This window comes from Streptomyces sp. NPDC041108 (genome assembly GCF_055592645.1).
The window spans coordinates 326,268-347,455 of sequence record NZ_JBVIYK010000006.1; the positions used below are offsets into that span (position 1 = coordinate 326,268).

Consider the following 21,188-nt stretch of genomic DNA (forward strand, 5'->3'; position numbering starts at 1 on the left):
GTGGAGCAGCGGAAACCGGTCTGTTCAGCGGGGGGCCGAGAAGGCCGTCCCGCGTTCGGCGGCGGTTCTGCGGGCGGCTTCGTAGCGTGCCTGCCAGCGCGGCGCCTCCGGGGCCCAGAGGATGACCCGCCAGCGCAGCTCCTCCGGCTCCTGGTCGGCGGAGAGCCCCTGCAGCCGTTTGGGCTGGAACCACCAGTCGGTCCACACCACCAGCTGCTGGCTCAGCGTGAGAGCGGAGGGCAGCGGTCGGCCCCAGACGAAGTAGACGGCGAACGGCGGCCCGAAGTAGAGGACCGACGTGAGCATCGACATGCCGAGGAAGGGAAGGAACGCGGAGAGGGTGAACATGAGGACGAGCCACACCAGACCGAAGCCGAAGGCCGCGCCCAGCGCCGGCAGCAGCAGACCCGGCAGGGGGATGTTGCCCCAGTTCCAGATCCGCTTCGGCCGGTTGACCAGGTCGGTGTGGTCGTAGGCGACCAGCGGCTCGGGAGCCTCCTGCGTCATCGTGACCAACCTCTCTGTGTCGAGCCTGTTGTCGGTGAGCCGTCAGCTGCCGTTGCCGATCTGGTCACCGAGGGAGATCAGCAGGCCGGCGAGGCCACTGGCACCACCGATGACCAGGGCGGCGAGCGCGATCATTCCGAAGCCCTGGAAGGCCTCGCGCATGCCGTCCCCGCGCTTCATCGACAGCAGCATGCGGATGCCGAGGACGAGGAGGGCGATGACGGCGACCAGCGTGCCGGCGTTGGTGAGGATGCTCTGGATCTCGCCGAACATCTCCTCCATCTTGTTGGTTCCGTCGCCGTCGGCGGCCAGGTACATAAGGGTTCCTCTCGGGTGGGAAAGAGCGAGCGGTGAGGGTGGGGGCGTGGACGTCAGGGCTTCTTGGGCTTGTCGCCGCCGGACGCCTTGGACGTGGTGGGGGAGGGGGACGCCGAGTCGGAGGGGGAGGCCGACGCGCCGTCGGTCCCCTCGGGCACGGTCTCCTCGTCGGAGTCGGCCCTGCCGCCCTCCGGGTCCAGCACACCGCCGCGGATGTCCTTGATGAACCAGCCCTGTGCCGTGTTCACGACGGTCATCCGGTACGAGCGGCTCACGGTCGCGCCCTTGGGCCCGCCCCAGGTGACGCTCACCCGGAGCTGTACGGCCTGGCCGTTGCCGTAGGTGTAGGTGTCGGCGCCCTGGAGGTTCTTGGGCACCAGCGCGACCACGTCGTCGACCGTCGGGTCCGTCAGCCGACCGGCCAGGCCGGCGGTCGCCACCTGGGTGGCGCCGGGCGCGGCGAAGCGGGCCATGGCGGTGGAGTCCGACGCCCCCCATGCCTCGAAGTACCCCGGCAGCACCTTCTCCTGGAGCTGCGCCGCGAGGGCGTCGTCGACGACCTCGTCCTGGTCGATCTCGGGCACGTCCGCGCGGGCGGGCAGCGGCATCTGGCCGACGTCGCCGGCGACGCGCATGCCCTCGCCGGTCGCGAGATCCTTCACGTACACGGGCACCGTGAGCGTGGTCAGCGAGCCGTCGTCGCTGCGGACCTGGATCCCGAGGTAGCGGCCGCGGTCGCCGTACTCGGGAAGCTCCTCCAGGGTGCCGTCCCAGACGGCGGACAGGGCGGTACTGGTCCCCTCGCCGCTCCAGCCGCACTCGGAGTCGACACCGGCGGAGGCGTAGCGGGCCAGGTTCTCCCGGCGGTCCGCCTCCTTCTCCGGCGAGTACGTCATGCACAGCAGCGCGTACTGCTCGGCGAAGGTCGCCGCCTGCCGTGTCGGGAAGTCGGTCAGGCGGTACTTGGCCGCGTCGTCGGCGTCGAGACCCGCCGTGACGGAACCCGAGGACGCGCCGACCACCATCCCCATCACCCCGCACGAGCCCAGCGCGAACACGCACGTGGTGATCAGCAGGGTCGCGCGCAGCGCGACATGGGTGCGACGACCTCCGGTGGGCGCCCTGCCGCCGGGCTTGGGGACATCGAAGTCGTGGGCGGGCCGGGCCCCGGAGGCCGTGGGGGCGGGTGCGGTGCCCGTGGCGGCGTCCCGCGTGGGAGCGGGAGCTCCGGCCGGGGTGCCGGGTCGGCTCCCGAGGGCGGGGGTCCGGGTGCCGGCGGGGGACGCCTGGGGCGCCGTTGCGGCGGGCGGGGCGGTTGTCGCCGCCGCTGTCGCGACGGGCGCCGTCGCCGGACCACCCCTTCTGCGCTGCTCCTTGACCGCCTTCTTCTGCTCGTACGCGGCCTTGCGGGCAGCGCGTTCCCGTTCGCGCTTCTCCTTCTTCGACTCGCTCGCGGGGCGCGTCTCACGGGGCGGCAGCGCCGGTACGGCGGCCTGCCCGGCCTGGGGTGTGTTGCGCACCCAGGCGGCGGCGACCTGGGCGCGGGCCGCGTCGGAGGGCAGCTGCTGCGGCTGAGGGTGGGAGGGCTGCGGGGCGGAGGGCTGGGCCTGGTGCGGGGCCGGGGGCTGACCGTGACCCTGGGTCTGCCACGCCTGCTGTTGCGGCTGCTGGGGAGGACCGAAGGACCCGGGCGGGCCGGAAGGCTGGCCTCCGCCGACCCCGCCAGCAGGGCTGTTGTGGTCTGTCATCGAGTCGGTTACTCCAGCGAGTCGGTTCCCCGTCCGCCTCGGCGGGCACGACCGCACCGCACGACGGGCCCTGGCCCAGCCAGGTGCGCAGGCAGTGTGACAAAGACCCGTCACTGGGCCGCCGTCGATTTCCTCGCCGGGAAACGGGAATTCCCGTGAGGGCGGAGTCCGGGAAAGTGCTCGGGAGAAGTGTCAGGGGCACGTCGGGAAGCCGTCCGGCCGCCCCGAACCGCACTGGGCCCACAATGCGCTGGGCGCGTCCGCCGTACGCATGACGTTCCCGGCACCACCTGGACCCGACGGACCGGCGAAGGACGACAGTTGACCGACCACAACGGGCACCCGCAGCCGCCGCGGCCCGACCCGCAGACCTGGAGTGCTGCCCAGCAGAATCCGCAGGTCCAGCAGGCACCTGTTCCCGCTGCAGCCGCCGTACCGGTGCCTCAGGTCTTCCAGGCCGACCGTGCCTGGGTCGACGGCTACGAGCCCGGCAACCCCTGGCAGGCACGGCTGTGCGTCGAGACGCCGTACGGCACCTTCGCCTACCCCCTCACCCCCCACACGATTCCCGAACTCCTCGAGCAGATGGTGCTGGTGGCCCAGGAACAGCAGGGCCTGCCGGTCGGTTTCGACGCCGACCCCGAGGCCGAGCCCGCAACGGCCCCGGCGAACCTCAAGGGCACCGACGAGGACGAGCAGGACCAGCCCGGCAATCTCCACGGTGGCCGCGCCGCGCGGCTGACCGGCTGGGCCCTCGTCCACGACCTGTGGGAACGCGAGGATCCGAAGGCGCGGATCGTGATGGGCGCGATCGTCGTGGTGCTGTTGCTGCTCGGTATCGTCCTGTCCTGATCCGCTGACACCAGGGCCGCCCGACGAAGAGGGCCTCAGGCCGTACACCACTGGATCCCGCCGTCGAGCCGGCGTCCCTCGGGGACACGTACCGGCCATGGTGTGGGAGGGTTCCCCCTCGGGGTGGCTCACGCGAGTTCCGCGTGCGATGAGAACGGTACGAGGCCCTACCCGGGGACACGGCCCCCGATCCGGCGTCGGACCTCACCCTCCCGCCGTCCCCCGCCCCGCGGACCGACCCACAGGAGCAGAGCGATGACGGGCACGCAAGGCGCCGCCGAAGAGCCGGAGTTCTACTTCGCGGACGTCTATCTCTTCGTCTCCGACTACCTCGCCCAGATGGTCCGCCGCCGCGTCAACGGTTCGTCGGCCACCTGGTGCCCCACGTGGTGGGAGCACCCCGAGGCAGGTGCCCGGCTCTCCGCTCTCTGGCTGGCCTGGGAACACCTGCGGCAGGATCCGGCGCTCGGCATGTCGACGTGGTGGCTGCACCATGCCGACCCGCATCTGCGGGTGCTGATGGACCCCGACTCGGGCCCCTTCGCGGCCTGTTCGCCCAAGGACGGGCACACGGCGTACCCGTTCGACCCGCTGCCCGTGGATCCGCGGCCGGCGACCTGATCGTCAGGAACCTCCCAGGAGGAGGGCCGGAACGGGGACGCACCCCGGTCGCCGTCGTCCTGTCGCCCGCGATGTCGGTCGCCGCAGGACCCGATGCCGGGATTCCCCGCCTTTTCCCGAGAGGGGCGCCCGGTCTTTCCCGTCGGGAATCCCCTGTCTTCCAGCGCCTCACCTCCCCCTACCGTGTCCCGGTCAGCGCCCGACCGCCGTACCGGCACAGCACGAGGGAGACGCGGGAACCGTGGAGTTGCCTGCCGAGAACAAGCGCACGGCACTGCTGGCTCTGGCGGTGCTGGGCGCTCTGCTGGCCGCCGCGCTGACGGTGTTCGTCGTCTTCGACGGAGACGGAGAAGACGCGGACGCGGGCGGGGGGAACGCGGCATCGGAGACGCCCACCGAGGGGAAGCCGGGACCCGGCGGCAAGAACGCGGACTCCGGCTCGGACGAACCGGGCGGCGGCGCCGCGACCCCCATCGTCGCGCTCACCGAAGTGGCCGACGCCCACAAGGTCATGGCGACGTACATGGCCGGTATCAACACGTACGACTACCGCAGCAGCGCGGTCACGTGGCTTCCCCCGCTGCTCGAACTCACCACCGACGACACCCGGATGAAGCAGCTGACCACGTTGCCCTCCGGCAAGACGTGGGCGACCTGCCAGGCGGAGCAGTGCGAGTCCAAGGGCACGGCCGTCGTCGTAAGGGACGCGGTGATCTCCGACGACCTGGTGCGTGACAGCGGCCGCACGATCTCCAGCCTGGTCAAGGCGACCTCCACGGTCACCTCCGGCGGGAAGTCGACCACGGAGTCCAACGAATGGCTCGTCACGGTGCAGGAGGAGGGCGGCAGGTGGGTCGTCTCCGGGTTCGACATCTTCGGCCTCGGTGACGTCGGCGCCTCCGACGAATCGGGGGAGTGAGCCTGCCATGGTGGCACCTGCCGTACTGGCGGCCGCGGCGAAGGCCGCGAAGGTCGCCAAGACCGCCAAGGCAGCCGGTCAGCTGGCCGCCGGTGCCCGCGGCTCCAAGGGCGGCGGCGGAGGCGGCGGGGGCAAGAAGAAGAGCACCTTCAAGTGGTGGATCTTCCTCGGCGGCGGCGGAGGCCTCGCCGTCGCGGGCATCTGTCTCGTCCTGCTGCTCATCGGCAGCATGATCGGCGGCGTCGGCAACGGTGCCACGAACGCCGCCTGCGGCGACTACGCCGACAACGCCGAAGCCGGTAACACGGGCGACGCCGCGGCCACCAACCCGGTCATGCCGGCCGGCAAGATGTACATGCCGAGCGAGACCGCGCGCAACGAGATACCGCCGAAGATGATCCTCGCCTCGATGCGCGCCGCCGCCCGCTACGACGGTCTCGACTGGACGCTCATCGCCGGGCAGATGTACCAGGAGACCAAGTACGGCCAGGACCCTTCGGCCGCGCCGGGCGGCGCCAACTCCCTCGGCTACATGGGCATCCTGCAGTTCGGCAAGCCGGCCTGGACGGACTACGGGGACGACGGCAACGGCGACCGCGAGAAGGACCTGTACAACATCGACGACGCGGCCTACGCCGCGGCCAACTTCCTGCACGCGAAGAAGGCGGAGACCCAGCCCTTCAAGGCGCTGCAGATCTACTCGGGTTCGGTCGCCTCCAACACCATCTACCCTCGCGTCGTCCTCACCCAGGCGGCTCGCTACCGGGGCGCGCTCACCGGCGACAAGGACCTCATCAAGCGCTGGTACGTGCATCTGAAGGAGACCATCGAGAAGAACCCCGACTTCCCCACCTTGGGCAAGCAGTCGGACATCCCGGAACCGGTCGGCAACGACGCCCAGCCCGACAAGGCTCTCAGCATCGCCGCCACCTCGCCCCGGTCCTGGTCGACCCAGCCTCTGAAGGGGGAGAGCGAGGAAGTCGTCTCCGCCATGGCGCCGGTCGCGCACACGGTCATGGGCGGCACGGACATGACGCCGGTCTCCTTCCCCGGCGCCAAGCCGCCCGCCACCACCGGCAAGGACTGGCAGTGGCCCATGAAACGGGGCACCTACCAGGTGGGCACGCCTTACCACAAGAACGGCAACATGTGGAGCCTCGGCTACCACACCGGTCTCGACCTGGTCGCCACCAGCGGCACGCCGATCTACGCCCCCGCCGACGGCAAGGTGGTGGCCGCCGGCCCCGGCGGCTCGTACGGCAACATGACGAAGCTGCGGCACGCCGACGGCGTCATCACGCTCTACGCCCACCAGACCTCGTTCAACGTGTCCGTCGGCGACTCCGTCAAGCGCGGCCAGCAGATCGGCACGGTCGGCGCGACCGGCAACGTCACCGGCCCTCACCTGCACTGGGAGGTCCTCGTCCCCGGCGTCGACAACCCCTTCGTCGGCGGTCAGGACCAGGGCCCCGGCATGGTCGACCCCGCTGAGTGGATGGAGGGCCGTGTCACCGCCAACCCCGACTACGGCACGGTTCCCGGCTCCGACTCCGACGACAGGTCCAAGGACGCCGAGTACGCGGACTGCGCGAAGGGCGGCAGCGGAGCAGCCGTGGCACCCGACGGCGCGGGCGCCTCCGGTGTCCTCCCCGACTCCGACGACCCGGTGATCCGCGCGGTCCTCGGCTGGGCGCAGCGCGGCGTCGGCGTGCCGTACGTGTACGGCGCGCCGCGGCTCCAGGGCCAGAACCCGCGCAGCTTCGACTGCTCCAGCTTCACGCAGTGGGCGTACTACATGGCCAGTGACGGGAAGATCGACATCGGTGCCACCACCCATGTGCAGGAGCCCCGCCTGGAGAAGTACGAGGTGTCGCTCTCCGAGGCCCAGCCCGGTGACCTGATCTTCTTCCGGCCCGAGGGCGACGGACTGTCCGGGCACGTCGGCATCGTCTGGGACCCCAAGAGCAAGAAGATCATCCACGCCCCGCGCCCGGGCAAGAACGTCTCCTTCAGCACCTGGGACGTCCAGGACAAGATCACGGGCGTCTACCGCGTGCCGATCCCGGCGGGCACGAACGCGGTCGAGGGCGACGGCAAGGCCGAGGCATAGGGCCCGGGGCAGCCCGTGCATTCCGCCCGATTCTCCCCATCACCTCACGGAGCAAGGAAGTTGATGAAGATACGCACCGGTCTCGTCGTCGGAACCGTCCTGTCCCTGGGACTCGTGACCGGCTGCGGCGGCGGGGACGGCGACAGCGAGTCGGGTACGAAGGCCACCGGCCGCCCGAAGGCGTCCGCGTCGGCCTCCGGGGCCGGGCAGCCCGTCTACAAGGGTGAGCCGGTCCCGGGACTGGCGGCGAAGCCGGCCTGGAGCCTGGCCCGGAAGGACGGCAAGGCCTACGAGTGCGGCGGCGACACCGCCTACGACAGGGCCGACCACCTCTATGGCACGGACCCCGACCGGATCTGCCAGGTGGGGGACGCCTTCCTGCTGGTCCAGAACCTGACCGCGCCGGAGGACGAGTCCGGGGCGGAGACGCGGACGGCGCACTTCGTCGCCCACCTCTACGACGCGGCGACCGGGAAGGAGCGCAAGACCTTCACCGTGAAGTGCGACTACGACCCGGCCGACGGTGACGGTCCCTCCCTCAGCGCCCACGTCCAGGTCGGGCAGTGGCAGGACGGCTCCCCGGCCTTCCTCGTCCGCACGTGCGCGAACACGAAGGCGAGCGGCCTGAAGGCGGCCACCGTCAAGACCACCTACACCATGTACGACCCCAGCGGCGCCGAGCTGGGCAGTTCGACGCTCACGGGTGAGGACAGCGTCGATCTGCCGGTGATCCGGGGACATGTGAAGACCGACGACAGGGTCACCTTCGTCCCGATCGGCGGCGGCAAGGAGTTCGTGCTTGACAAGTACCTGGCCGAGAAGGAGATCTACGGCAGCGGCCAGGGCTATGTCGACAACGACCACGGGATCTACACCCCCCTGCGGCTGATCGACCGGACCACGGGCAAGCGCGTCTGGAGCACGGGGGACGAGGTCGAGCAGCCCGACGAACTGCGCGACATGGACGGGGAGTATGAGGACGGGGACAGGCATCTCTTCCCCCTTCGGGATGACCAGGCGACGCTCGTCTGGTCACCGCGGACCAGCGGCGATGATCTGATCACCACGGTCGACCTGCCGACCGGGCGCACCCTGGCCGTGGGGCCGGCCGTCAAGGTCAGCCTGGCCTCGACGGACATGGCCGAGATCGTCGTGTCGCCCGACGGCAAGACGGCCGTCGCCAACTTCGGCGAGGGCGCGCTGGCCTGGAACACGCAGACCGGCGCCGAGCTGTGGCGACAGGAAGCGGACGACAAGGACATCGAGCCGCTGGTGATCACTCCCGGCGGTGTCCTGTACGCGACCCTCGACGAGGGCGAGACCGCGGCCCTGGACGCCGGGACCAAGGAACTGCTCGGCATGGTCCCCGAGGAGGCCGAGGCGCCCGCGGCGTTCACGAGCAACGGCTACACACTCGTCGACACCTCCGAGGGCCTGTTCGCCTTCGAGGCCGAGAAAGCCTGACCGCCGTTCCACCAGCTTCGCCCCCACCCCCAGAAAGGACGGACCCGCGGGTGACCGCAGAACAGCAGAAGAAGCCCCGCGCCGAGGACGACTGGACGATCGAGATCGTCATCGTGGTCGCGATCGTGCTCCTGGGGGTCGTCGGTGCCTGGCTCGCGGCGAAGATCGGTGCCCCCTTCGCGGACGCGCCGGCCCCGGCCTCGAACCCGTTGACGTTCCTCGTCGCCATGGTCAAGGGCGACTACAGCTGGCCGGGGTCCCCGGCCAGCGCGGTGGCCGCCGCGGAGGCTCTCCTGCTCGGCATTCTCGGGACAGCCGTGTACCGCGTGGTGCGTCGGTTCAGGAAGAAGCCCAAGGTGGACGGGGCGGCCCAGCACCTCGCCAAGGGCGAGGAACTGGGCAAGCTCACCATGAAGGGCGCGGCGGCCACGGCCGAACGACTGGGCGTGAAGGCGCAGACCCCGGGCGTCTTCATCGGACGGTCCGTCAAGGGCCGCCAGCCGCTGTTCGGTTCGTACGAGGACATGCACGTCGACATCTGGGGTCCGCGGACCGGCAAGACGACCCGACGGGCGGTCCCCGCCATCCTCGACGGGCCCGGAGCCGTCCTCGTCACCTCCAACAAGCGGGACATCGTGGACTCCACCCGGGGCCCCCGTTCCGCGCGCGGCCCCGTGTGGGTCTTCGACCCGCAGCAGGTCGCCGCCGAGTCGCCCAGCTGGTGGTGGAACCCGCTGTCGTACGTCACCGATGTGGCCAAGGCCCGCAAGATGGCCGACCACTTCGCCAGCGGTTCGCGGGACGCCAACGCCTCCACGGACGCCTTCTTCGACCCGGCGGGCCAGGACCTGCTCGCCAACCTGCTCCTCGCCGCCGCCTGCGGCAAGATGCCGATCACGCAGATCTACACCTGGCTGTCCAACCCCAAGGACGACACCCCGGAGCGGATCCTGCGCGGCGCGGGGCACACCATGGCGGCCGACGGACTCAACGGCGTCCTCACCGCCCCCGACAAGCAGCGCAGCGGCATCTACGGCGTCGCCCAGCAGATGGCGTCCTGCCTGATCAACCCCGAGGTCAACCGCTGGGTGACGCCGCCGGCCGACCCGAACGCCCCCGAGTTCGACCCGCACGCGTTCGTCCGCACCGCCGGCACCCTGTACTCCCTGTCCCGCGAGGGCCGGGACTCCGCCGGACCGCTCGTCACCGCGCTCACCGTCGCCGTCGTCGAGGCGGCCGAGGAGTACGCCACCACCCAGCGCGGCGGCCGTCTCGCGCTGCCGCTGGTCGGCGTCCTCGACGAGGCCGCCAACGTCTGCCGCTGGCGCACCCTGCCCGACCTGTACTCGCACTACGGCTCGCGCGGCATCATCCTCATGACCATCCTCCAGTCCTGGGCGCAGGGCATCGAGGTCTGGGGCGAGCGCGGCATGGAGAAGCTGTGGTCCGCCGCGAACATCAGGGTCTACGGCGGCGGCGTCTCCGACACGCGCTTCCTGGGCGACCTGAGCGAGCTGGCCGGCGAGTACGACCAGCGCGAGTACCAGGCGAGCCGGGAGTCGGAGTTCGGCGGCTGGAGCGGCAATCGCACGGTGAGCGAGTCGGTCAGCCGCCAACGCGTTCTCGGCGTCTCCGACCTCGGCGCCATGCCCCCGGGCCGCGCCCTCGTCCTCGCCTCCGGCACCAAGCCGGTCCTCGTCGAGACGATCCCGTGGTGGGAGGGGCCCCACGCCAAGGAGGTCCAGGCGTCGCTGCGGAAGTACGACCCCGGGGCGCGCTGAGCGCGAGTCCGGCACGCGCTTGAGCGGGCCGGGGTGAGGCCGGGGCGGACGAACCGCCCCGGCCTCACGCGTCACACCTCGATTCCGCCACCGCGGGGACCCGACAGATCCGGCGGAGGCTGCTGCGCACCCGCGGAGCGTCCCGGTTCGCTCTCCCCGGCATTACGCCCTGCGGCGGGCGGGTCCTGGGACACGCCCACCTGCCACAGGGGCGTCGCGTTCTCGGCCGGAGCGGTCTCGCGAGGGCTCGCGGCCCCGGCCCCGACCCCGGCCTGGGGGAGGCCCGTCTGCCACAGGGGTGTCCGGTTCTCGGGCGATGCGACACCCTGGGCACTCTCGGCCCCCGCCTGAAGCTGTGCGTTCTGTGCGTTCTGTGCGTTCTGGGTGCCCTGGCCGCTCTGCGCGTTCGGCGGGAGACCTGTCTGCCATACCGGCGCCGGTGGGCCGGGCACCTGGCCCTCCTGCACCGGCCCGTCCCGCAGGACTCCCACTCCGGGTTCCGGCCCCTGCGTCGCGCGAGGCGCCGGTTCCGGCGCGTCGGGCCTGAGCAACTGCCCGTTGGGCCCCTGCACCGTACGAAGCAGGTCCCGTTCCTGAGCCGTGATCCGAGTCCTGGGGTCCCGGTGCGGCAGCGGAGTCTGCTCCATCGCGGCCTGCACGGTGGCTTCGGCGGCGTGCTCCCAGGAGTACTGCTGGAGGATCTCCCGAATGCGCAGGGCACCGGCCTGGCGCTGGGGGAGGTCCTGCCTGAGCTGATGGATCGCCTGCATCCATGCCTGCGCGCGGCTGGTGCCGTCGGTCGGCTCCTTCACCACGCACACTCCGCCGATCTCCGGCGGGAACCTGTCGGCATCCTGAAGGAACAGCGAGGCGCCGCTCTCCTCGTTGACCAGAACCGGAACACCATGGCCCAAGCCCTCGGACGCCACCATGCCGAAACCCTCGTGCTTCGAGGGCATGATCATCGCGTGTGCGGCTCTGATGTCCTCGTTGAGCTCGTCCACGCTGCTGGTACGGCCCTTGACCGTGACGTTCCCGCCGCTGAGCCTGCGCAGCAGCTTTCCCTCGCGCTCCATTTCGTCCTCGGGAACACCACGGACGGTGAGATGGACGGGAACACCTGCCGCATTCAGCCGAGCCACTGCCTCCGCGGCGTCCTGCACGCCCTTGAGGGGATCGTTCACCCGCCCCATGACCAGCAGGTTCAACCGGTCCGGATCTGGGTCGTGTCGCACCGGATCGTAGATCTTGGTACCCGGAACGAACTCGTGGGAGTGCGGAATGTGCTCGCCCTCAGCGGAGAGGTCTCTGCTCGCCTGCGCCAGCAGTGGGCCGACTCCGGCCACGACGTCCGAACGCTCCATCAGGCCACGTTCGATCGCGGAGTCCTTGGCGGCCTTGGCCTCGGCCCTCTCGGGAGTGAGGCCCCGCACGAACGGAAGCCGCTCGGGGCTCGTGTGCAGGAAGTGCACCAGGCGCGCGTCCTGGTACCAGTTCTCGCGCAGCCCGGCAGCGGCCGGCCCGGAAAACCGCGAGTGACCGATGATGATGTCGTACGGCTGTGTCGCCGGGTCTTCCAGTCCGTACTGCTTCGGGTCCTGGTCGGAAAGGTGTGTCAGCCAGTCTCGCCGCTCCATCGGCTGCGGTTCGCCCTCCGCGCCCGGTCTCGGCTCCATCAAGGGCGGTTCCGTATGCAGCGTTCTCTGAATGCCCTGGTGCGCGGGCATATCGGGATTGGCCGTGAACAGCGTGACGTTGTGCCGACGGGCGAGAGCCTCGGCCAACTCCTGGTTGAAGACCTCTGCGCCGCCCTGGCCTCTGCCGCTGTTGTCGGAGACGATGAGAATGTTGTAACGCGCTTCAGGCACCGTTTCCCCCGTATTCCTCAGTCATCCGTCCCGAGTCAGAAGCCGTATGTCTCTCTGAGTTCGCGGCCGATTCCCTGGGCGATGAAGTCCGTCAGGTCGTACGACGAGAAGTGCATGACGCCGCACCGGGCACCTGGGTGGATCCTCGCCGCGTACTCGTCCAGGAGCTCCGCCAGGATTCCCGCACGGACGGCGGAGACGGCGACGTTCTCCGGGTTGCCCTTCTCCCGGAAGATGCGGCGCTCGTTCGCGTGCGGAGCCCTCGGCTTCCGCCCCAGGGCCGCGCTGCGCACGAAGTCCTCGGCCTCGGCCGCGATCGAATCGGGGACCGGCTGCCCTTCGGGCCAGTCCACCCCCAGCAGCGTGTGCACCCGCGGATCGATCGTCTCGTGCCGCTCCCGCCAGTACAGCCCCGACCGCCCGGCGAGCAGGTTCTGCAGATCGTCGGCCGCGACCGTCGTCGCCGGATTCACCGAGAAGTCCCCGTGATCCCGCATGTCCTTCAGGGACGGCAGGTTCTCCGACGCGCGCCAGGCCGCCCGGGACATGGTCTGGTACCGCGCCTCCAGGTCGTCCACGTCGGACGGCCGGTGGAACACCCGCGCCACGTCGACCGTGCCGACCGGGTGCGGGGTCGGTGTGGGCATGCCGATCGCCGCCCTCAGTTCGTCGGCCGCTTCATGCAGAAGACGGGTCAACTCCCCCGTGTCCGCCCCGATGGTCACCCCGGGGCGTCCCGCCGCCAGTCGGTGGACCAACTCGTCGAGCGGGCGGGTCAGCACCATCATGTGGCCCTCGGGGATCACCACGGCCCGGCCCGGAACCATGAAGTCGTCCGGGTAGGGCTCCGTCCGCGGTTCGTAGGGGCCGGGATCCTCGGTCAGCCGGGCCGTCCACTCGGCAACCGCCTCGGCGAAGGTGATCGGTCGATCGACCGGACCTGCTGCCCGGCGAGAGATCAGATGACGTACAGGATCGGACGGTTCCCCGGCCTGCGGCGCGGGCGCCTCGGAGACGCTGAGGGCCGCCTCGAGTTCCCGCCAGGCCTCCCGGCGGTCCTCCGGCCACCCGCCGCCCGGGCTGTCCAGGCGCCACACGCGGGTCTCTTCAACCCACATCATCCGCGCCGCCGCCGAGTACACGAGGTCGTAGGCGTCGGCAAGTTGCATCTGGCCGCTCATCCCGGCTCTCCTTCACGACTGATCAAGTAACTCCCATTCTCACACTGCGCTTTGGTGAACCGGTGAAGATCCGATCGGTGCGTGCGGGGCTTGCGGACCGCCCTCGGCCGCTGAACCATCCTGCACGGGACAACGTCTCACCAGGGGAAACACATAGGTCGCCGAAGGGGAGGCACTCATGGCCATGGTCGGGCTGTTCTGGATCGCCGAGGACGGTGGGGTGTACGTCGGGGCGCAGCCGGAGGGGTTCGGGCCCGGGGTGCGGCTCACGCGGGACTGGGTGGAGGGGCTCGGAACCGGACAGAGCGCGGTGTGGGGCTGGTCGGAGATCCGGTCGGCCGCCGTGCGGTACGTACGGGTCCGGTCCAACGCCCGGCTGCTCGCCGCGACGGCCGTCGACCTCGTCACCAACGCCGTCGGGGGCGGCGGGGACGCCGCGGCCACGTTCGAGGTGCACCTGGAGACCGCCGACAGGACGGTCGAACTGAACACCCAGTCCGCCGCCGCCCTCGGCGGCTACGTCCAGTCCGAGTACGACCTCTCCGTCACGTTGCTGGAGCGCATCGTGGCCGGTACGGCGGAGGTGGAGACCCTGGCGAGCTGGGGCCGCGCCCACGCCGCCGAGGGCACCCCGCGACGCGAGGAGCGGGAGGCGCTGCTGCGGGAGTGGAGCGGAGGCTGAGGCGGCGGGTGGGGCTTTGAACCACCGTTGGGCGCCGAACAGCCGTAGGGCGCCCGACCGCCCGCGGACGGACGGGGGTCGTCGGGAACCCGTTTCCCTCCGTCCGCCGTCCCCCACAATGACTACTGGACACCGGGACACTCCTGGAGGGACACATGACCACACGGGACACACCACAGGGCGATCCACGGGACTCCGCACACGCCACGGCACGCGGCAACGGCGTCTCCGTGACCCACGACCTGGAGGCGCACGACTGGTCGAACGAGGAGACGGCCGCGTACGAGGCGGCGATCGAGGCCGTCAACGGGGCGGTCGGCGCGTACAGCGCGCAGATCGCGGCGGAGGAGGCCAAGGGCGCGCCCGACGCCGCCGTCATCGAGGCCGCGCGCGCGGCGCAGGGGCGGCTGGCGAAGGAGCGTGAGCTGCTGCGCTCGGCCGACCGTGAGCAGATCGCCGAGGCCCGCGCCCGTTACGCCCGGCTCGCCCGCGAGGTCCTGGCGAGCCTCGCATGACCGACCCGGCCGAGCGCACGAACCGTCCGGGCGCCGGGGTGCCCGAGCCGCCCGCGCGCGTGATCGATCCCGCCGAGGTGGAGCGGTACCGGCTGTCCGACGCCGAGAACCGGCGGATCTTCCGCGAGCGGATCGTCCCCGACCTCCTGGCGGGCCGCGTCGGGCAGGAGACGCCCACCGTGGTGTTCCTGATCGGCCAGCCCGGCGCCGGGAAGAGCCGGGTCACCGAGATGGTGGCCGGCGCCCTGAACCGTCACGGCGGCTTCGCGGACGTCGACAGCGACCTCTACAAGCCGTACCACCCGGCGTACGCCCGGCTGATGGCCGAGGACGACACGCTCATGGCCGCCTACACCCGCGCCGACGGGCGGGCCTGGATGGCCCAGGCGGAGGCGTACGTCCGTGAGCACGGCCTGCACGCGATCATCCAGGAGACCTCGCAGAACGCGGCGGCCGTGGAGGAGAAGATGCGGGCGTACCGGGACTCCGGCGCGCGCGTGGAGGCCCTGTTCATGGGGGTGCCGCAGGCGATGAGCAACCAGGGCATCGTCAACCGGTACTTCGAGCAGCTCGCCGACCGGGGCCAGGGGCGGCTGACCGTGCAGTCCAACGCCGACGAGTCCTACGCCGGCATCCTCGAACTCGCCGACCGCGTCGACCGGGGAGCCCTCGCCGACCTCGCGAGCGTCTACCGCCGGGGGGAGAGCAAACCGCGCTACGGGAACTCGCTCGACGGCGCCGGCAACTGGACCGGCCCGGCCGAGCTGCGCAGAGCGCTCGCCGCGGAACGGGCGCGCCCCTGGACGCCGGCGGAGAGCGACTCGTTCGTCACCACGCAGCTGCGCCTGCGGGAGACCGCCCGGGCGCTGGGCCCCGAGTGGCCGGATCGCCTCACCCGCATCGAGGACCAGGCCCGCCCCCTCCTCACCGCACCGGCGGCGGCACGGCTCCCCGCACCGACGGCGCCGTCCGGACCGACGGCCGCCACTCCGCCGCCGACGCCGACGCATGCTCCGGCTGCTCCGCCGGCGACTTCCCCCGCCCCGCCCTCGTCCTCGGCTGCGGCAGCCGCCGCTCGCTCCCGCAGTACGCCCCGCCCCGGCGCGCCCACCACCCCGCAGGCCCCGAGCCAGGGCCAGGGCGGCCAGGGACCGCGCCCGGCTCCCGGCTCCGGCCTCGGCCGAGCGGCGCCACCGCAGGGACCGAGCGGCCCCGACCCCAACCGACGCGGCAGGTAGCAGCCGCCCACCACGGCCACCCCTGCCCTCGGTCGGCCTCACCCTCACCCGGCGTGAGGTCCGCCACCCCCGGCCCCCGCGCCGCGGCCGGACATGGACGCAGCCGTCCAGGAACGGGGCCGACGGTCCGGCCCGGCCCTCGTCGCCAGTCGCCCAGCCGCCCCCGTCCACGGCCCGCCCTCACCCACCCCGCTGACCTGCCACCCCACCTCCGACTCCCCCGACCACCCCCGCCCGCCCCACGGCGGACCCTCTCAGCCCCCAACGCCCGCCCGCACCGAAGCCGTTGATCGGCAGCGACATTCCGCCCCCGACCGCCGACCCGTGCCACGTGGAGGTCGAGCGGCGACAGCGGAAGCCCTTTGCTTTACCCTCTTCACACCGAGACCACACAAGGCTGTTGTCATCTCGTTAAGTGATTGGTCCTTGACGCTGAGGTGATCACCGCGTTGGCTTTCAGCCACATGGGTCGCAGTTGCTGCACCCACGCCCGGAAGGCCCTTGATGTGAACGCCCGTACCACCCGTAATACCCCTGGCACTCGTATACGTCGTCGCACCACCGTCCTGCGCCGCACCGCCACCGCCCTCGCCGCCTCCGCGGCGGCCGTCTCCCTCGCCGCCTGCGGGGTCGTGGACGTCGGGGACAGCGCGGAGGCGAGCCCCACGAAGGGCGACGACATCACGGTGGGCGTGCTGTTCCCCGACAAGGACACCAAGCGGTACGAGCAGTTCGACTACCCCAACATCAAGAAGAAGATCGCCGAGCTCACCGACAACAAGGGCGTCACCAAGTACGCCAACGCGGAGAAGGACCCGGAGACCCAGACCGGCCAGATGAAGCAGATGGTCGAGGACAAGGTCGACATCATCATCGTCGACGCCGTGGACTCCAAGGCCATCGCTCCCGCCGTGCAGACCGCGCACGACGCCGGCATCCCCGTCATCGCCTACGACCGGCTGGCGCAGGGCCCGATCGACGGCTACGTCTCCTTCGACAACGAGCTCGTCGGGCAGGTGCAGGGCCGCTCGCTGGTGGAGGACCTGGGCGACAGCGCCGCCAACAAGATCGTCATGATGAACGGGTCGCCCACCGACCCGAACGCCGCCATGTTCAAGGAGGGCGCGCTCTCCGAGCTGCAGGACAAGGTGACGATCTCCGAGACGTTCGACACCAAGGACTGGGACCCGGTCGTCGCGAAGGCGAACATGGAGAAGGCCGTCGCCAAGCTGGGTGTCGACAACATCGACGCCGTGTACGCCGCGAACGACGGCATCGCCGGCGCCGTCATCGATGTGCTGAAGACCGCCGGTGTCGCCAAGGTGCCACCGGTCACCGGGCAGGACGCCGACCTGGACGCCGTGCAGCGGATCCTCACGGGCGACCAGTACATGACCGTGTACAAGTCGTTCCCGACGCAGGCCGCGGCCGCCGCCGAGATGGCCGTCGCCAAGGTCCAGGGCCGCTCCATCGAGTTCGACGCCCTCGCCAAGGACAGCGTCGACTCCCCGACCACCAAGAAGATCCCGGCCCAGCTGGTGCCCCCGGTCGCGCTGACCAGGTCGAACATCAAGGACACGGTCGTCGCCGACGGCATCTACACGATCAAGCAGATCTGCACCTCGGCCTTCAAGGCCAGGTGCGACGCGGCCGACCTGAAGTGACCGCGGACGGCCCGGGGGCCCTGCCCCCGGCCCCCGGAGCCCTCCCCGGCCCTCTCAAGCCACCCGCGTGAACTCGATCGTCACCTCCGGCGGCCCCCCGGCCACCCCCCGGTAGACGCCCTTGTGCGGGGTCACGTCGTCGTAGTCGCGGCCCCGGCCGACGACGACGTGGGACTCGTCGGCGGGGACTCGGTTGGTGGGGTCGTAGCCGGTCCAGTCGCCCGCCCAGTACTCGATCCAGGCGTGGCTCTGGCCGGCGACGGGCCGGTGGAGCTCCGCCTCGCGTTCGGGGTGGAGGTAGCCGGAGACATAGCGGGCGGGCAGGCCGAGGGCGCGGAGCATGCCGAGGGTGAGGTGCGCGATGTCCTGGCAGACGCCGGCCCTCTGCTCCCACGCCTCCGCCGCGCTGGTGTGCACCCCCGTCGCGCCCGGCACGTACGCCACGTGGTCGGCGACCATCGACGACACCGCCGTCGCCGTCCCGTGCACGTCGAGGCCGGCGGACACCTCCCGGGCCCGGTCCAGCAGCCCGGCCGGCAGCGTCGTACGGCCGGTCGGAGCCAGGTACTCCAGCAGACGGGAGCCGGCGCTCGCCCGGTGGACCTCCGCCCACCCGGGCGCGTCCGGGAGCGGCTCCGGCGGGGCCGTCTCCACCAGGCTGGTCGCGGTGATCGTCAGATCGGAGTGGGGCTCGATGAGGTCGAAGCCGGTGACCTGGGTGCCCCAGTAGTCCCAGTACGACCAGGTCGGCGTCGAGGGGTTCACCAGTACCCGGGCGTCCAGGGTGGTCTGGCCCGGCATTGTCAGCGGGGTCATGCGGACCTCGTTGTGGGAGGAGGCCGCGGGCTGCGCGTACGCGACGCGGGTGATGTGCCGGATGCGCAGGCGTCGGGTCGCCCGTACAGCCGCTCCAGGCAGGTTCATCGCGCTCACGCGCCTTCCTGGGCCCATTCGACGGGCCCCTGGTACGGGAAGAACTTCTCGGCCACCGCCTCCGCCGAGGCCATGCACGCCTGCTGCAGATCCCGCAGCAGCGTCGGCAGGCCCGCCTCCAGGGCCTCGGAGTCGAGGTACTCGAGGTGGGTGCGCAGGGCACCGATCGGACGGCGGGCCGGGTCCTGGCGGGGGCGGCCGAGCGCGGCCAGGCACTCCTCCGCCGTGGTCAGCGCGTGCAGCGCCGAGCGCGGGAAGTCCCGGTCGAGCAGCAGGAACTCGGCGACCTTGGGGCTGTCGCCGAAACCGCCGTGCACGCGCGCGTACGCCTCGTCCGCGCCGCTCGCGCTCAGCAGGGTCGGCCAGTCCGGCGCGTGCGCCGCGTCCAGCACCCGCACCGACAGCAGCCGCACCGTCATGTCCACCCGCTCCAGGCTGCGGCCCAGCACCACGAACCGCCAGCTGTCGTCGCGGCTCATCGTGGAGTCGGCGAGCCCGAAGAAGAGGGCGGCGCGACGCCGTACCAGCTCCAGATAGGCGTACGGGCCGCCCGTGCGGCGAGCGGCCGTGCGCTGGTCGGCGAGGGCGTGCCAGGTGGAGTTCAGGCACTCCCACATCTCCGACGACACCGCCTCGCGGGCACTGCGGGCGTTCAGCCGGGCCGCCCCGAGCGCACCCTCGATCGACCCCGTGGAGCGGGCGTCGAAGGCCAGCTGGTCCAGCACCTGCTGCATGTCGCAGTGCCGGTCGGGCGCGTCCACGCCGAGGATCGCGTACAACGAGCGGCAGGCCACGTCCTCGTCGCGCCAGGGGTCTTCGAGGAGGCGGTGGAGGTAGGCGTCGAGGATGCGGCCCGTCGCGTCGGCCCGCTCCACGTACCGGCCCGTCCAGGTCAGGGCCTCCGCTATCCGGGAGAGGATCACGTCGTTCACTGCTGCTGCGCCCCTTCCTGAACGAGGGTGCGGGTGCCGTCGGGGCCGAGCTGGCGCGGCGCCTTCTCCGGCAGCGGACCCGGTCCGCCGGTCTCCTCGAACTCCTCGAAGTGCTGCGCGGCGGGCCCCTCGGCGAGCACCCAGGTGTCCTTGGAGCCGCCGCCCTGGCTGGAGTTGACGATGAGGTTGCCCTCCTGGAGGGCCACCCGGGTCAGCCCGCCGGGCAGGACCCACACGTCGCTTCCGTCGTTCACGGCGAAGGGCCGCAGGTCGATGTGGCGTGGGGCCATGCGTTCGCCGGCGAGGGTGGGGGAGGTGGACAGCGCCACCGGCCGCTGCGCGATCCAGCCGCGCGGATCGGCCCGTACGGCCTCCCGGGTGCGCTCCAGCGTCTCCCGGTCCGCCTTGGGCCCGATGACGATGCCCTGCCCGCCCGCCCCGTCGACCGGCTTGATCACCAGCTGGTCGATCTGGTCGAGGACGGCCTCCAGCTGCCCGGGTTCGTCCGGCCGGAAGGACTCCACGTTCGGGAGGACTGGTTCCTCCCGGAGGTAGTAGCGGATGAGGTCGGGGACGTAGGTGTAGAGGAGCTTGTCGTCCGCGATGCCGTTGCCCACCGCGTTCGCCAGGGTGACGTTCCCCGCCGTCGCCGCGCTCATGATCCCCGGGCAGCCGATCACGGAGTCGGGCCGGAAGTGGAGGGGATCGAGGAAGTCGTCGTCGAGCCGCCGGTATACGACATGGACGGGCATCTCCCCGCGAGTCGTGCGCATCCACACGCGGTTCCCCCGGCAGACGAGATCGTGCCCCTCCACCAGCTGCACGCCCATCAGCCGGGCCAGCAGGGCGTGTTCGAAGTAGGCGGCGTTGCTGGGGCCGGGGGTGAGGACGACGACCCGCGGGTCCCCGACGCCGCCGGGCGCGGCGGCCCGCAGCGCGGCGAGCAGCCGTTGCGCGTAGCCGTCGACGGGCACCACGTGCTGCTCGGCGAAGAGGGAGGGGAACACCCGGGTCATCGCGCGCCGGTTCTCGATGACGTACGACACCCCGGACGGCACCCGGACGTTGTCCTCCAGCACCCGGAAGTCACCCGCCTCGTCGCGTACGAGGTCGATGCCGGCGACATGGATACGGACCCCGCCCGGCGGTTCCACACCGTGCGCGGCCCGGTGGAAGTGGGGGGAGTTGAGGAGCAGCCGCCAGGGCACGACACCGTCCTCGAAGGCCCGGCACGGCCCGTACGCGTCCGCGAGGTACGCCTCCAACGCCCTTACGCGCTGGGCCACTCCGCGCTGGATGAGGTCCCACTCCAGGGCGTCCAGGATCCTCGGCACCAGGTCCAGGGGCCAGGGTCTCTCCTCGCCCGCGAAGGCGTACGTCACGCCCCGGTCGGTGAACGCGCGGGCCATCTGGTCGGCCCTGAAGCGCAGTTCGCCCGGCTCGATGGGCCGGAGTGCCGCCAGCACCGGCTCATAGGCGGTCCTGACCTCACCCGGCCGCTCAAACATCTCGTCCCACGCGTCGGCCAACGCGTAGGCGTCAAATATGTCCGCCATGGCCCGACGGTAAGCGCGCACCGTAACACCCCGGTCACCGGCGCGTTTCCGCCGGCTTGCGGGGGCGATCGCGACCTGCGCAAACGGAGGGTTTGACGTACGGCCGGACGGGGGAGTCGCCGGTTCCGCGATCCGGTGCCATCCGTGACATCCGGTGGCATCGGACGGCGCCGTGCCTGTTCGGGACCGCGTAGGTGCGAGGCCACGCACCCGCACCGGCGCGAACTTCAGCTTCTTGCAGAGCGCACTACCTGAGGGGTGGAGGCAGCGGGACGTAACTGCCGTTATGCGGACGTAAA

At 71.3% G+C, this 21,188-nt stretch carries 18 protein-coding genes; 10 read left to right on the forward strand and 8 right to left on the reverse strand.

The genetic code is table 11. The features are described from left to right. Positions 1 to 24: 24 nt before the first annotated feature. The 3 genes from ACZ6BB_RS19605 to ACZ6BB_RS19615 are packed head-to-tail and all read right to left on the reverse strand — an operon-like array spanning position 25 to position 2,573. Positions 25 to 507, reverse strand: coding sequence for a hypothetical protein (locus ACZ6BB_RS19605; RefSeq protein WP_471616425.1), 483 nt, complete (start codon positions 505 to 507; stop codon positions 25 to 27). A 42-nt stretch (positions 508 to 549) separates the two neighbouring features. Next, positions 550 to 825, reverse strand: a complete 276-nt coding sequence (locus ACZ6BB_RS19610) for a TrbC/VirB2 family protein (RefSeq protein ID WP_275457013.1) — start codon at positions 823 to 825, stop codon at positions 550 to 552. Between the two features lie 53 nt (positions 826 to 878). Beyond that, positions 879 to 2,573 (reverse strand): conjugal transfer protein, encoded by a 1,695-nt coding sequence (locus ACZ6BB_RS19615; RefSeq protein WP_471616426.1) that lies wholly within the window; start codon positions 2,571 to 2,573, stop codon positions 879 to 881. Positions 2,574 to 2,894: 321 nt separating this feature from the next. On the opposite strand from ACZ6BB_RS19615, the gene ACZ6BB_RS19620 reads away from it, so the two are divergent. The 6 genes from ACZ6BB_RS19620 to ACZ6BB_RS19645 all read left to right on the forward strand — a co-directional run bounded on the left by ACZ6BB_RS19620 (position 2,895) and on the right by ACZ6BB_RS19645 (position 10,320). Next, positions 2,895 to 3,425 (forward strand): hypothetical protein, encoded by a 531-nt coding sequence (locus ACZ6BB_RS19620; protein WP_471616427.1) that lies wholly within the window; start codon positions 2,895 to 2,897, stop codon positions 3,423 to 3,425. A 255-nt stretch (positions 3,426 to 3,680) separates the two neighbouring features. After that, complete coding sequence (locus ACZ6BB_RS19625; RefSeq protein WP_471616428.1) at positions 3,681 to 4,046, forward strand: DUF4913 domain-containing protein; 366 nt, start codon at positions 3,681 to 3,683, stop codon at positions 4,044 to 4,046. Positions 4,047 to 4,287: 241 nt separating this feature from the next. Next, positions 4,288 to 4,965 (forward strand): hypothetical protein, encoded by a 678-nt coding sequence (locus ACZ6BB_RS19630; RefSeq protein WP_471616429.1) that lies wholly within the window; start codon positions 4,288 to 4,290, stop codon positions 4,963 to 4,965. Positions 4,966 to 4,972: 7 nt separating this feature from the next. After that, complete coding sequence (locus ACZ6BB_RS19635) at positions 4,973 to 7,075, forward strand: peptidoglycan DD-metalloendopeptidase family protein (RefSeq protein WP_471616430.1); 2,103 nt, start codon at positions 4,973 to 4,975, stop codon at positions 7,073 to 7,075. A 63-nt stretch (positions 7,076 to 7,138) separates the two neighbouring features. Continuing rightward, a complete protein-coding gene (locus ACZ6BB_RS19640; protein ID WP_471616431.1) occupies positions 7,139 to 8,539 on the forward strand; it encodes an outer membrane protein assembly factor BamB family protein in 1,401 nt (466 codons plus the stop codon). A 50-nt stretch (positions 8,540 to 8,589) separates the two neighbouring features. Beyond that, positions 8,590 to 10,320, forward strand: coding sequence for a type IV secretory system conjugative DNA transfer family protein (locus ACZ6BB_RS19645; protein WP_471616432.1), 1,731 nt, complete (start codon positions 8,590 to 8,592; stop codon positions 10,318 to 10,320). A 71-nt stretch (positions 10,321 to 10,391) separates the two neighbouring features. Here ACZ6BB_RS19645 and ACZ6BB_RS19650 read toward each other — a convergent pair whose 3' ends face one another. Beyond that, positions 10,392 to 12,188, reverse strand: a complete 1,797-nt coding sequence (locus ACZ6BB_RS19650; RefSeq protein ID WP_471616433.1) for a glycosyltransferase family 4 protein — start codon at positions 12,186 to 12,188, stop codon at positions 10,392 to 10,394. 35 nt (positions 12,189 to 12,223) lie between these two features. Next, entirely contained in the window at positions 12,224 to 13,369 is a 1,146-nt protein-coding gene (locus ACZ6BB_RS19655) for a hypothetical protein (RefSeq protein ID WP_471616434.1), read from the reverse strand. Between the two features lie 178 nt (positions 13,370 to 13,547). Here ACZ6BB_RS19655 and ACZ6BB_RS19660 point away from each other — a divergent pair, with 178 nt between their 5' ends. The 4 genes from ACZ6BB_RS19660 (at position 13,548) to ACZ6BB_RS19675 (ending at position 17,468) form a co-directional block, all read left to right on the forward strand. Then, a complete protein-coding gene (locus ACZ6BB_RS19660) occupies positions 13,548 to 14,051 on the forward strand; it encodes a hypothetical protein (RefSeq protein WP_471616435.1) in 504 nt (167 codons plus the stop codon). A 155-nt stretch (positions 14,052 to 14,206) separates the two neighbouring features. Beyond that, on the forward strand, positions 14,207 to 14,566 hold the full coding sequence (locus ACZ6BB_RS19665; protein WP_471616436.1) for a hypothetical protein: 360 nt from the start codon (positions 14,207 to 14,209) through the stop codon (positions 14,564 to 14,566). Next, positions 14,563 to 15,804, forward strand: coding sequence for a zeta toxin family protein (locus ACZ6BB_RS19670; protein WP_471616437.1), 1,242 nt, complete (start codon positions 14,563 to 14,565; stop codon positions 15,802 to 15,804). Before ACZ6BB_RS19665 ends, ACZ6BB_RS19670 begins: the two co-directional genes overlap by 4 nt. A 506-nt stretch (positions 15,805 to 16,310) precedes the next feature. After that, positions 16,311 to 17,468, forward strand: coding sequence for a sugar ABC transporter substrate-binding protein (locus ACZ6BB_RS19675; protein WP_471616438.1), 1,158 nt, complete (start codon positions 16,311 to 16,313; stop codon positions 17,466 to 17,468). Positions 17,469 to 17,522: 54 nt separating this feature from the next. Here ACZ6BB_RS19675 and ACZ6BB_RS19680 read toward each other — a convergent pair whose 3' ends face one another. From ACZ6BB_RS19680 to ACZ6BB_RS19690, 3 genes are read right to left on the reverse strand one after another with little or no spacing between them, the layout of a single operon-like run. Then, entirely contained in the window at positions 17,523 to 18,392 is an 870-nt protein-coding gene (locus ACZ6BB_RS19680; RefSeq protein ID WP_471616594.1) for a transglutaminase family protein, read from the reverse strand. A gap of 5 nt (positions 18,393 to 18,397) precedes the next feature. Further along, the gene (locus tag ACZ6BB_RS19685; RefSeq protein ID WP_471616439.1) at positions 18,398 to 19,333 is read right to left on the reverse strand and encodes an alpha-E domain-containing protein; all 936 of its coding nucleotides are present in this window, start codon (positions 19,331 to 19,333) and stop codon (positions 18,398 to 18,400) included. Beyond that, complete coding sequence (locus ACZ6BB_RS19690; protein WP_471616440.1) at positions 19,330 to 20,889, reverse strand: circularly permuted type 2 ATP-grasp protein; 1,560 nt, start codon at positions 20,887 to 20,889, stop codon at positions 19,330 to 19,332. The genes ACZ6BB_RS19685 and ACZ6BB_RS19690 overlap by 4 nt, the downstream gene beginning before the upstream one ends. Positions 20,890 to 21,188: the final 299 nt, after the last annotated feature.

Excerpts from the sequence above, each read along its gene's own strand:
- ACZ6BB_RS19610 (WP_275457013.1), bottom strand. The coding sequence starts at position 825 with ATGTACCTGGCCGCCGACGGCGACGGAACCAACAAGATGGAGGAGATG.
- ACZ6BB_RS19670 (WP_471616437.1), top strand. The coding sequence starts at position 14,563 with ATGACCGACCCGGCCGAGCGCACGAACCGTCCGGGCGCCGGGGTGCCC.
- ACZ6BB_RS19640 (WP_471616431.1), top strand. The coding sequence starts at position 7,139 with ATGAAGATACGCACCGGTCTCGTCGTCGGAACCGTCCTGTCCCTGGGA.
- ACZ6BB_RS19665 (WP_471616436.1), top strand. The coding sequence starts at position 14,207 with ATGACCACACGGGACACACCACAGGGCGATCCACGGGACTCCGCACAC.
- ACZ6BB_RS19655 (WP_471616434.1), bottom strand. The coding sequence starts at position 13,369 with ATGAGCGGCCAGATGCAACTTGCCGACGCCTACGACCTCGTGTACTCG.
- ACZ6BB_RS19625 (WP_471616428.1), top strand. The coding sequence starts at position 3,681 with ATGACGGGCACGCAAGGCGCCGCCGAAGAGCCGGAGTTCTACTTCGCG.
- ACZ6BB_RS19615 (WP_471616426.1), bottom strand. The coding sequence starts at position 2,573 with ATGACAGACCACAACAGCCCTGCTGGCGGGGTCGGCGGAGGCCAGCCT.
- ACZ6BB_RS19635 (WP_471616430.1), top strand. The coding sequence starts at position 4,973 with ATGGTGGCACCTGCCGTACTGGCGGCCGCGGCGAAGGCCGCGAAGGTC.
- ACZ6BB_RS19660 (WP_471616435.1), top strand. The coding sequence starts at position 13,548 with ATGGCCATGGTCGGGCTGTTCTGGATCGCCGAGGACGGTGGGGTGTAC.
- ACZ6BB_RS19605 (WP_471616425.1), bottom strand. The coding sequence starts at position 507 with ATGACGCAGGAGGCTCCCGAGCCGCTGGTCGCCTACGACCACACCGAC.
- ACZ6BB_RS19690 (WP_471616440.1), bottom strand. The coding sequence starts at position 20,889 with ATGGCGGACATATTTGACGCCTACGCGTTGGCCGACGCGTGGGACGAG.
- ACZ6BB_RS19680 (WP_471616594.1), bottom strand. The coding sequence starts at position 18,392 with ATGAACCTGCCTGGAGCGGCTGTACGGGCGACCCGACGCCTGCGCATC.